The sequence below is a fragment of the Candidatus Jordarchaeum sp. genome, from assembly GCF_052745115.1.
On the sequence record NZ_JBRAKS010000024.1, the window covers coordinates 8,625 to 20,028 of the forward strand.

The 11,404-nt window shown below is 38.8% G+C and carries 11 protein-coding genes; 5 read left to right on the plus strand and 6 right to left on the minus strand.

Annotation, left to right across the window (positions count from 1 at the left end):
- Positions 1–1,710, plus strand: a 1,710-nt coding sequence (locus tag ACUVXA_RS03385; RefSeq protein ID WP_445869826.1) for a HEAT repeat domain-containing protein, incomplete at its 5' end; no start/stop codon positions are given.
- Positions 1,711–1,761: 51 nt separating this feature from the next.
- Here the strand turns inward: ACUVXA_RS03385 and ACUVXA_RS03390 are convergent.
- The 4 genes from ACUVXA_RS03390 to ACUVXA_RS03405 all read right to left on the minus strand — a co-directional run bounded on the left by ACUVXA_RS03390 (position 1,762) and on the right by ACUVXA_RS03405 (position 5,176).
- Complete coding sequence (locus ACUVXA_RS03390; protein WP_445869827.1) at positions 1,762–2,130, minus strand: iron-sulfur cluster assembly scaffold protein; 369 nt, start codon at positions 2,128–2,130, stop codon at positions 1,762–1,764.
- Between the two features lie 10 nt (positions 2,131–2,140).
- Positions 2,141–3,286 (minus strand): cysteine desulfurase NifS, encoded by a 1,146-nt coding sequence (gene nifS, locus ACUVXA_RS03395; RefSeq protein WP_445869828.1) that lies wholly within the window; start codon positions 3,284–3,286, stop codon positions 2,141–2,143.
- Between the two features lie 249 nt (positions 3,287–3,535).
- Complete coding sequence (locus ACUVXA_RS03400; protein ID WP_445869829.1) at positions 3,536–3,913, minus strand: transcriptional regulator; 378 nt, start codon at positions 3,911–3,913, stop codon at positions 3,536–3,538.
- A gap of 246 nt (positions 3,914–4,159) precedes the next feature.
- A complete protein-coding gene (locus ACUVXA_RS03405; RefSeq protein ID WP_445869830.1) occupies positions 4,160–5,176 on the minus strand; it encodes an NAD(P)H-dependent flavin oxidoreductase in 1,017 nt (338 codons plus the stop codon).
- Positions 5,177–5,395: 219 nt separating this feature from the next.
- Here ACUVXA_RS03405 and ACUVXA_RS03410 point away from each other — a divergent pair, with 219 nt between their 5' ends.
- A complete protein-coding gene (locus ACUVXA_RS03410; RefSeq protein WP_445869831.1) occupies positions 5,396–6,658 on the plus strand; it encodes a hypothetical protein in 1,263 nt (420 codons plus the stop codon).
- Between the two features lie 206 nt (positions 6,659–6,864).
- A complete protein-coding gene (locus ACUVXA_RS03415; protein ID WP_445869832.1) occupies positions 6,865–7,431 on the plus strand; it encodes a hypothetical protein in 567 nt (188 codons plus the stop codon).
- Positions 7,432–7,474: 43 nt separating this feature from the next.
- Here the strand turns inward: ACUVXA_RS03415 and folP are convergent, their stop codons facing one another.
- Complete coding sequence (folP, locus tag ACUVXA_RS03420) at positions 7,475–8,707, minus strand: dihydropteroate synthase (RefSeq protein WP_445869833.1); 1,233 nt, start codon at positions 8,705–8,707, stop codon at positions 7,475–7,477.
- A gap of 42 nt (positions 8,708–8,749) precedes the next feature.
- Between folP and cofE the strand changes: the two genes are divergently transcribed.
- Positions 8,750–9,526 (plus strand): coenzyme F420-0:L-glutamate ligase, encoded by a 777-nt coding sequence (cofE, locus tag ACUVXA_RS03425; protein ID WP_445869834.1) that lies wholly within the window; start codon positions 8,750–8,752, stop codon positions 9,524–9,526.
- 162 nt (positions 9,527–9,688) lie between these two features.
- Positions 9,689–10,522: a PAC2 family protein gene (locus ACUVXA_RS03430; RefSeq protein WP_445869835.1), complete on the plus strand. Its 834-nt coding sequence runs from the start codon at positions 9,689–9,691 to the stop codon at positions 10,520–10,522.
- A gap of 147 nt (positions 10,523–10,669) precedes the next feature.
- Here the strand turns inward: ACUVXA_RS03430 and ACUVXA_RS03435 are convergent, their stop codons facing one another.
- Positions 10,670–11,308 (minus strand): hypothetical protein, encoded by a 639-nt coding sequence (locus ACUVXA_RS03435; protein ID WP_445869836.1) that lies wholly within the window; start codon positions 11,306–11,308, stop codon positions 10,670–10,672.
- Positions 11,309–11,404 lie beyond the last annotated feature (96 nt).

The window sequence follows — 11,404 nt, forward strand, 5'->3', positions numbered from 1 at the left end:
GAAAATCCAACCACAAGAATGAACTCCACACTAGCAATCGCCATCTACGCAGAAAAGAATATAATTAATGAAGAAGCCCTAAGACCCCTAATAAAACTTCTAGAAGACGAAAATCCAACCACAAGAATGAACTCCACACTAGCAATCGCCATCTACGCAGAAAGAAAGCAGCTTGATAGAAGTAGCTTAAATGGATTGAAGAATCTGCTTGGTGATAAAGATGCTCGTATCAGAGTCAACGCTACTATAGCTTTAGGCTTCTATGCAGATAATAATCTGGTCATCGAGGACGCACTTCGACCACTTATTAACCTAATCGGCGACAAAGATATTTATGTCAAGAAAAATACGCTGAAGGCTATTGGGGCTTATGCGGAGAACAGATTAGTAAATGAAGCGGCTTTAGATTCCTTATTAGGATTATTAAGTGACGAAAACTTGGATATTGTTCAGGACACCACTTTTGTCATTGGAAGATACGCTATGAACGGTTTATTAGATCTAAGAACCTTAGATTTGCTTATCAAACTGCTTAAGAGTAAAGAGGTGATTGCACGAGAAAACGCCTCTTATAGTATAGCAAGCTTTGCCGAAAAGAAGGGCGTGATTGACGAAAGAGCTTTAGACCCTTTAATTGACAGCCTTAATGATGATGATATAATTGTTAGAATGAATGCGTCTTATGCAATTGCAAATTACGCCAGAAAGGGTATTGTAAACAAAAGTGCTTTAGATCCTTTGGTCACTTTGCTGGGTGATGCTAGTTTTGTGGCTAGAGTTAATTCCTCGCTTGCACTCGCGTGGTACGCTGATAACAGAATCATTGATAATAAGAGTATTGAACCATTGATAATGCTATTAGGTGATGAAAATAATGTAATAAGGCTTAACGCTTCTCTAGCACTTGCGAAGTACGCAGAAAAAGGTTTAGTTGATCAAAAAGCCATGGATCCATTAGTTAACTTACTAAAGGATGAGAATAGTTATGTACGCTCAAGCTCTGCGCTCGCTCTCGCTCGTTACGCGGAAAACAACATTGTTAGTGAAACTGCTTTGAAAAACTTGGTTGGGCTGCTTGGAGAGAAAGAGACAATAACTCTGATAAACGCGGCCCTCGCACTCGCCTTCTACGCAGAAAATGGCATTACTGATGATAAAGCTTTGAATAAACTGATTGAATTATTAGGCAGTAAGAATAAAGATCTCAGTTTATGTTCAGCAATCACCCTTACACGTTATGCTGAAGAAGGCTTAGCAGACGGAAAGACAATTAAACCACTCATTGAATTACAAGAAGACGTTAAAGTCCGTAATGTGGCTTCAAAAGCTTTGGGAGCGGTTACCAAACTTTTTGGAATTTCCCCAAAGAAATTAACCGAAGACCCCATTTTAGTTACTCAAATTGAGAATCAAAGACTCAGTAAAGAGAAGCCCAGATTTATGAGAGAAGCCAAGTTTCCAGAAATCGAAATGCTCTTCGCACAAGGAACAGAGTTCGTACTATTTTCTTGGGCACGCAGTGGAGAATCCGAAGAACGCACTCGACTAACCTCAAACAGTTTCAAAGCCCATAAAAAAGTAATAATTTCAGAGGGATTTAGAAATGGAGAACCCCACTTACTCGAAAGTGCATATGAGGACTTGGTAAAAGAGTATTTACCCCCTACATCCATAAAAAGCTCTACAAAGTACATCGAACCAGAAAAATAAATTGATAAATAATATTAATATCCGATAATTTTACAAATATGGGAACTTATATTAGAACTTTTTACCTAAATAGTCATTAATAGCTTCGTGCAGTGCAGCCGCTCCCAAGTTGGAGCATTCATTTTTTCTATCAGGTAGTCCACCCAGCTCTCTTGCAACATCTTCGCGATTAATTTTTAGAGCCTCCTCTACGGTTTTTCCCTTTGCGAGTTCTGTTGTCATACTACCAGTTGCAATGGCGGCGGCGCAACCAAAAGCTTTGAATTTAACATCTTTTAAAATATTATCTTCAATTTCCACATATATTGTAACAACGTCCCCATCTGCTGGATTCCCAACGGTGCCAACTCCATTAGCGTTTTCAATTTCCCCAACATTCCTAGGATTTGTAAAATGGTCGATTACTTTTTCACTATACATATTTGAAACCTCATATCGCGGATATTCTCCTCAAATCGGAAACCACTTCTGGTAAAACTTCCAAAACATAATCAATATCTTCTTCAGTATTACACTTGCCAAGCGTTAACCTGAGGGAGCCACTAGCTCGTTCGGGAGTCAAACCAATGGAAGTAAGAACATGAGAAGGAGCCCCAGAACCAGAAGAACACGCTGAACCAGTAGAGGCGGCGATTCCCTTGGCATCCAGACGAAGTATCAGAGATTCACCCTCAACCCTATCAAAACTAAAGTTAGCATTATTAGACAACCTCTGGGTGGGATGCCCATTAAGCCAAGAATCATTTATCTTCAAAACTCCTTCAATCAGCCTATCCCTAAGCCTTATTAACCTTTTAGACTCTTTTTCCATTTCTCTTTGGGAAATCTCAACTGCCTTTGCCAAACCCACAATGCCCGGCACATTTTCTGTACCGGACCGCATCCCTCTCTCATGACCTCCTCCAAACTGTACAGGTTCAATCTTCACCCCTTCACGCACGTAGAGAACGCCCACCCCCTTGGGACCATATATTTTATGACCAGAAATTGAGAGCAAATCCACATTCAAATCGTCCACATTTGTGGGAATTTTGCCAAAGCTTTGAACCGCATCCGTATGCAGATAAATATCATTTTCCCTGGTTATTCTCCCAATTTCTTTTATGGGTTCTATGGTCCCAATCTCATTATTAGCATGCATTATCGTAACAAGTCCCGTTTCATTAGTAATGGCGTCCTCTAGATGATTTAGACTGATAAAACCATGCTTATCTACCGGCAAGAGTGTAACATCAAAACCATGTTCCTGTAGATAACCACATGTTTCTAACACCGCATGATGTTCAATCATGGAAGTAATAACATGGGAGGTGCTTCTATTTGCATACATCACACCCTTAATAGCAGTGTTATCAGACTCTGTTCCCCCTGAGGTAAAAATTATTTCTTCGGGACTCGCTCCAAGAGCCTTAGCAACAACCTCTCGAGAATGTTCTAGGGCCTCCTTAGCCTCCCTACCATAACTATGAAAGCTCGAAGCGTTCCCGAAAAATTCTGTAAAATAAGGAAGCATTGCCTGAACCACTTCAGGATCAACATATGTTGTCGCTGCATGATCCATATATATTCTTCTCATGGCAACACCTCTATACCATAAACTACACAATTCTGACTCAATAATCTTTTCAAATGTAAAGATTTTTACCTAATTATAATCCTTGAATTTCCAATTACTATTGCTCACAAATAATTAGTTAATAACTGTATAGGGGGAAATAAGGAAACTTGTTAATTAAACCGGAATATAGTAACTCGATTAGATACCTTAAGTTAAAATAAATTACACTCGCCAACCGAATTAGGAAATACGACATCTGACCACAGCCTACCTTTCTTCTTTGAACAATTCTGAGCAAATTTTACAATCAGCAGGAACCGGTTCTAAACTTTTATGCAATTTACAAAGAAGGTCGCTCCTTCTAAATTTAATACAAATCTCACATGTTTTCAGGATCAGTTTCGAGTGATCACTTGAAAAAGCCATGTCACTCGCGAGCTTTTTTACCTCATTCCTAGTATCTTTGTCCAAATCAATCTTTTTACCTCGTTTACCCTTTACATAATGGGAAACCGCTGCCTCAGATATTCCAAGCTTATTTGCAACCTCCTTCTGAGACAAACCAAGTTTAACCAGTTCCTTAGCCAATTCAGACCTAACACTGGGAAGAACATACCAAATAACAATCTCACAAGGTGACTTCAACCACAACACCACAAACTTTATCTAAATTCGTAATCGGTAAACAATTAACTATTGTTAAATATTTACGGCTTGCAAGTAATACTTAAAACAACCATTATTTAAAAATAATGGAAAAAATCCTAAAAATAATACTAAAACTTAACAAGTCACATAAAAACAATAAAAAAGAAAAAATAGTAGAAGGCAGAAAACGAAGTTAAATTATCTACAATTAAATACTTATCACAGACAAACCAAAGAAAAATTTTATTTTATGTAAGAGTTCAACTTCTTGATTTCCGCCTCAGCTTCCTTCATCATCCGCTCAATAAGCTCCTTAACCGTAGGAATATCATCAATGTTCCCGCAGGACTGACCACAAAGAACAGGACCATTCTCAATGTCACCCTCATAGACAAGAGAGTATTTTTTGGTATCCTCTTGAATTGCTTCTAGGTCAAGCTCCGCCTCCATAGCCATCTTAGCATCCTTAGACACGATTTCACCATGCTCCTCAGCATACTTGTTCTTGAGAAGACGAATAGGACCAAAAGCCCCCTGACAAACCATCGTGTCGGAATCCCTAGACCTGACGATGAAGTCCTTATAATCCGGGTGAAACTCACACTCCTTAGTAGCGATAAAGCGAGTACCCATCTGAACACCCACAGCACCCATCGCCAATGCAGCAGCAATACCACGACCATCCGAGAAACCGCCGCATGCAACTATCGGTTTTTTGCAGTGTCTCACAGCTTCGGTGACTAGGACTGTGGTGTTTACGCGTTCGTAGCTTTGGTGTCCTCCACCTTCGTATCCGGTGCATATTATTCCGTCGCAGAGTCCATCTACTTTCATTGCGTGGTAGAGTGTTGGTGCTACGTGGAAGACTAGGAGGTCGGGGTCTTTTTCTTTGAAGAATAGTGCTGGTGGCTTGGGGTTTCCTGCTGATGTGACAAGCATTTTTAATCTTTCTCGTATTTCGGGGTCTTCTTTTCTTAATCTTACTATTAGTTCTTGTAGTGCGGGGGCGTCGATTTGTAGTCTTGCGACTCTTATGTTTACTCCGAAGTTTCCTTTGCAGTTTTCCATTACGTTGTGTATGCTTTCTTCCATAGATTTTAGGGGGTCTACGCCTAGTAGGTTGGTGTGTGAGATTATTCCGAAGCCGCCGGCGTTTACTACTGCGGAGCAGAGTTTTGTAGTGTAGAATGGGCCCATTGCCGCAGAGATTATGGGGTATTTTATTCCGAGCATGTCGCATAGTGGTGTTTTTATCGCCATTTGTTTTCCTCCTTTTTGGTTGTTAGACGTTTCTTGTTTTGGGTAAAAAATCTTTTGGCGATTTATTGTATTCCTTGCGCCTTTTTTTGGTCGGGGTTTGTTCTTTCTTTTTTATTTTATATTTTTATTTTTTAGTTGCTTATTTTAGTAAAGCTTAATAGGGTTTTTTGTAGTTTTTATGGGTAAGCTACTGGTTTATTTGTTTGGAGGTGTTTTTGGTTGGGTGATGGCAGTTTTTTTGTGATTTCGGATACTCATTTGGGCTTGGTTCCGGGTCCTGAGGAGAAAAGTAAGGGTGTGATTTGTGAGCCGGATAAAGTGGGGCAGTTTGTTAATTGGCTTATTCGTTTGAGGAATGGTGAGAAGACTATGATCAAGTTGGGACCTTGGGGTAATGGGCGTAAGGAGAAGGTTTTGAAGCCTCCGGAGAAGTTGATTTTGAATGGGGATATTCTGGAGCTTTGGGATGCCACGGATCGCGCAATTGATTATAGTAGTAGACCTATTTTTGACTTGTTTCAGAGGTTGAAATGTGAGAAGATTTATATTTTGGGTAATCATGATTACGACTTGCAACCATTAACTGGAGCTTATCCTTCAGGCGAGCAGACGATGAGTATTGTTAAAGAACTTTATCCTTCCCAGAGCGAGGAGGGGAAGAAGGATGGGGATAAAAAGGTTATAACTTTGAAGAAGGGTGATCGGGATTACTTGTTTCTTCACGGGTATCAGTTTGATAGGATTTTCCGGTTTCATCCTTGGAAGCTTTTACCGGGCGTTCGCTCGGGAGCTCTGGCATTTGGCAGGTATGGGGATCTTTTCATCGGGTTACTGTTTCTCGGGATAATAGCGGTGGTTTTAAATTCTATTTTCATACAGTGGAATCCTTTGAGTTTTCTGGGTTTTAATATTGGTTTTTGGAACTGGGTTATTCCCTTTTTAACGGTGGTTGGTAATCCTGCTCTGATTTTTCTCTGGGCGGTTTTGGGTAGTCCTCGTATTTTCTATCTTTATGGTAGGAAGGTTTGGAACCGGGTGGTTGGTACAAGGTATAATCGTAAGGTTTCAATTAAGGGTATTCTTAGCTGGTGGCGGAGATTCTCTAAAAACAGAACTGTGACCGGCAAGAAATTACGCATTATTTATGGCCACACCCATCTCTTTGATGCGGTTTTGCCTGATGAACTGAGCAAATTTAGTCGTAAGAAGGAGAAAGTGGATATCGCTGTTTTCAATACCCCAGCATGGGTTAAGGACTGGTCTGAGAAGCATAGGCAGAAGCTACGTGCAGCTTGTCTTTACATTGATGATGAGGATGAGCTATTTCTGGGATGGAACTGGAATGCGGAGAAGCCTTTTCTGGTTCCAGTTGAGGTGGTTTTGGAGAGAAGAGAGAATGGTGCTATTTCAGAGAAGACTGCTAAAAAACTTTTGAGTATCGATTGGCCACAGCGAATGGTGGACATATGGAGTGAAAAGTAGGAAGCACTTCTGAGATTCATTAAAAAAGTTTTATTTTTTTATTTTTTTATCATTGATAATAATTTAATTTTTATGGTTAAAAATCTAGTTTTTAAGGGGAAAAATTATTAAAATTGAATTGTTATATCTTAGGAAAATTTTTATTTGTTCATGGTAATTATTTTTCATAGAGAAAACGATAATGGAAGTTTGGAGCGGCACTATTATTGATATACAACATTTACATTTTAACCAAGGATGGTTTATGTGTTCTTCATCGTAAATACGGTGGACCGGATTATGATGAAGCCTTGGTTACCGGGTTTTTAAGTGCCATATCGTCTTTTAGTAGAGATATTAGCGGTGAAGAGTTTGATATGATCGTATTGGGGGATAAACAGTTCGTTTCCATACCTTCCGGGAATTTAATTTTTGTCGCTTACAGTGATAATGGTGATAAGATAAGAAATATACTCCTTAAAATAAAGGAACAATTTATCAATAATTATGGTCGGATTGAAAGTTGGGGCGAGGATGTAAAAGAAGTTAGAGAATTTGTTCCGGTATTAGATGATTTAGTGGGAAATTCTGGTGAACCAGGGTTCTTAGATTTCAAAGAGGTTAGAAAGTTCTTTGATGATATAAAAGAGAGAACTAGTTCAATCCAAAAGGTAGACTTGGATTTAACAGATTTTAAAAATTTCATAAATTCTTTTAAGACTCGTGTAAAATCCTTAGGAGATGCTAGGGAAAAAATCACAGAATTTTACAATAAAATTGTTAGAAGAAAGTAAATACTAGAATCGGAATCTGAATAATTATTGAAAGTTATAATTTTTATATCAGATCTTGCAAGATTTTTGCGATTTCTGGGAGGTTGAAATAATTCATTTTCAATTTGGGAATAATTGATTTTATTTGTTTTGTGGTGCCTATTAGTAGTACTGTACATGTTTTTGTTTCGAAGTCAATTACGCCTTTGGGCATGGCAACATCTCCACCAACAGAGAGCATATGTTGTTTTAGAGAGAGAGCTGCGGGAGCACTAATGTTGCGTATAAATATGTTATGATTTACCGTTTTGTCTTTCATCATTTGAATTCCAGGTTCACTAACACCGATAACTTTCATCATTTCCTCTCCATCATCCGGATTTTTTAGAAAATCTAACTCTATTGCATTGTAAGTATCATTTTCAACAATTTTGCTGGTTTTAGCTATAGACTCTGCTATTTGAATGGTTTCCTTTGTTTGTTTAACATCATGTGTCCGAACAGCATTGACCCCGTTAAATACAGCAATGGATGTTGCCGCCAAGGAACCAATCAATCTCTCTTCAGGATTCTCAAGATTTAGTATCTTTCCAATAAACGATTTTCGAGAAAGCGCAGCCATAACAGGTTTTTGAAGGGTTTTGAGTCTACTCAATTCTCTTATTAATGCTAGGTCACATTCATGCGGTTTTCCAAAGCCGATACCCGGATCTATAACAATTTTCTTTTGATCCACTCCCGCCTCTTTCGAAACTTGGATACTCTTTTTCAGGGATTCCCTAACCTCACTAATATTTTGAGCATCACCTGGTTTTTTTATTGCTGCCATGAGCACTACTGGAACATCGTGATCCGCAACGATCTTAGGCAACTTGGAATCAGTTTTGAAACCACTCACGTCATTAATCGCATTTGCACCGGCAGTTAAACCCGCTTCCGCCACTTTCGCTCTCTGCGTATCGATTGATATTGGAAAATCAGTGACTTCTCGTATAGCTTTTACAGCCATTACAACCCTTTCAAGTTCCACCTTCTCTGAAACAAACCTGGTATTGTAAATTTTTGGTGGCGCGGACGAAGCCCCTCCCAGATCAATATAATCCGCTCCCTCGTCTATTAGCTTAAGAGCAAGTTCCACTATTTCCTTAGAAGTGGTACGAACAGACTCTTTATAGAAAGACTCCGGACTAATGTTTAACGCTCCAAAAATTCTAACTGGTAACCCATCGCCAATTTTTAGATTTCCGAAATTTGCTGTCTCCATGGTTTTCCTCCTAAACTCCTTGGCAACAAACAACTTTAATACCTCCTCTTATTTTTATCCATGGTCTAAAAGGAGATGAAAACTGGCATGGTAATGAGCCTTTACCCTATACGCACAAAAATCCTGGAGGCAGGAGACGACCTAACCTCTATAATCATAAAAGAAATAAACGAACAAAACCTAACCCTCGAAGACGGAGATATTATTATCATAGCATCCAAAGCTGTTGCCCGCATAGAAGGAAGAATGGTAAGACTTAATGACGTTAAACCCTCAAAGGAAGCCTACAAAATCGCTAAGGAAACACAATTAGAACCCGAATTCGTGGAACTCGTAATTAAAGAATCACAAATAGTATACGGAGGAGTCTACAGAGCACTACTCACCTTAAAAAACAACATACTTCAGGCAAACGCCGGAATAGACAGTTCAAACGTCCCTAAAGGCTACGCAATACTACTACCAAAAAACTCCACAAAAAGCGCCCACAAAATAAGAAACCAAATCTACCAAAAAACCGGGCACAAAGTAGGAATCATAATCGCCGACAGCAGAACACACCCCCTCCGACTAGGAAACACCGGCTTCGCCCTAGGCGTAGCAGGAATCAAACCGGTGGTGGATGAGCGGGGAAAAAAAGACCTCTACGGAAATACACTAAAAATCACCAGAAGAGCCGTAGCAGACAACCTCGCATGCGCCGCAGAAATACTAATGGGCGAAGGAAACGAACAAATCCCAGTAGTGATCATAAAAGGCGCCCCAGTAGAAACAACTGAAGAATACATAGATGAATTACAAATGATAATATCACGTAACCAGTGCATGTACTTTGGAACACTATTCAAATAATTTTTATAAAACGGCATTATTTGTTTTCATCTAATAAAGCGAAATAATACCTAATTATAAATAAATTTTAAAAATCTTTAATTTCAAAAATCTAGAGGGAAAGATTGAAATTCCTTTCGCATCTAATGTTAACTAAAAGCAAAAGATAAATGGTGTATTTCATTGAAAACAAACGAAACAAACTGGGAAATCGGAGACATAATCAAAGTAAAACTATACAAAAAAGGGATAGACCTAAAAAAACTTGACCTAGAAAATCCTATATTCATACAAGGAGCAAGTGGAATAGGTAACGTTGGCCTCATTGCGGTTCGTCACATGATTACCGAGGCAAAGGCGCGGCCTCTGTTTGAGGTGATGAATTTGGATATGCCTTCGGTTGCATTTGTGCAGGATGGTTTGTTCGCGGATTGGTCTAATATTTTTTCGGTTACTGTGTATTTGTGGCGTAGGCCTAGTGCGGGTAGGGATCTTCTTTTCTCGTGTTCGTATACTCAGCCTTTGACCCCTATGGGTAGTAATATAATTGCTCATGTGCTTCTGAAAAATCTTGAGGATATGGGTGTTAAGGAATTGGTTTCTTTGGGTTGTTTTGGTACTAATAATTATGTTAAGAAGCCCAAGGTCTATGTGTCTACTACTAGCAAGGACGCGTTGGGAGATTTTGAGAGGATAGATAACGTGGTTCCGCTTAGGGATGGTAGGATTTCGGGGCTTAATGGGATTATGCCTCTTATGGCTTCCTCTTATGATATGTTGGGGGTTTCTCTGCTTGCGGAGGGCTTGTCGCGTATCAGTTTTAATCCGCGTTCTTCGAAGGTGTTAATTGAGGTTTTGAATGCGCGGTATGATTTGAATATAGATCTTGGTGCTTTGGATGTTTATAGTGAGAAGCTGGAGAAGGAGATTGAAAAGCTTAAGTTAAGGCTGCCCGCGGAGCAGATTGGTGTCCCTGAGCCTCGTCCGGGAACGGATGTAGATTCCTACTACACATAATTTTTTGTCGCTTGTTAGGGTTTGGCAGCGTATTCGGTGTTTTAAAAATAACTTTTTTTATTATAAATTGTTTAGAAAGAAATCTGTTTGGTTAGATTAGATTATTTTGGAAATTAGAAATAGATCAGGTTCTAATTTTTTGGTTTTTTATTTGTATTGTGGGGATACTTCTATTTCTTCTCCTTTGATGTCGACTAGTCCGTGTGATTTTAGGTCTGAGATGTAGGTTTTGAGTTGCACTATTGCGATTCCGAGGGTTTTGCTTAGTTCTTCGAAGCTTCTGCTGCCTGAGTCTCTTAGTATGAAGAAGATTCTGTATTTTGGGTCTTTTTCGAAAATTTCTCTTGTTTTTTTCTCTCTCTCCTCGAAATGGTTTAGTTCGGATTCTAGTTCCTCTATTTTCGTTTCTTTTTCGGATATTTTTTCTTCGAATTTTTTTATTCTTTCTTCTTTTTGGCTTAGTTCTTCTGCTCTTTTCTTGTTTCCTTCGTTTAGTTCTTTTATTTTCTTTTCTAATTCTTTGGTTTGGTCTTCTAGTTCTCGGATTTTGTTTTCTAACTGACCTATTTCTTTTACTTTTTCGTCGAGGGTGTGTGTTTTTTCTTCTATTTTTGATTTTAGTTCTTCCTTTGTTTGAGTTTCGTCGTTTATTGTTTGCTGGAGTTCTTTTATTTTTCGCTCTTTTTCTTGGATTTCTTCTTCTTTGTTTTTTAATTGATCGCTTAATTCTTGGACTTGGTTGTTAAGCCGTTCTAAGACCTTTTTTTGACTCTCGGTTAGTGACATTAGAATGACACCTCAATTATTTGAGAGTATTGCGTATAATATTTTATTTCAAAAATATTAAGTCTTTTTAATGGGTAAAATTAAGAAATTTAAACC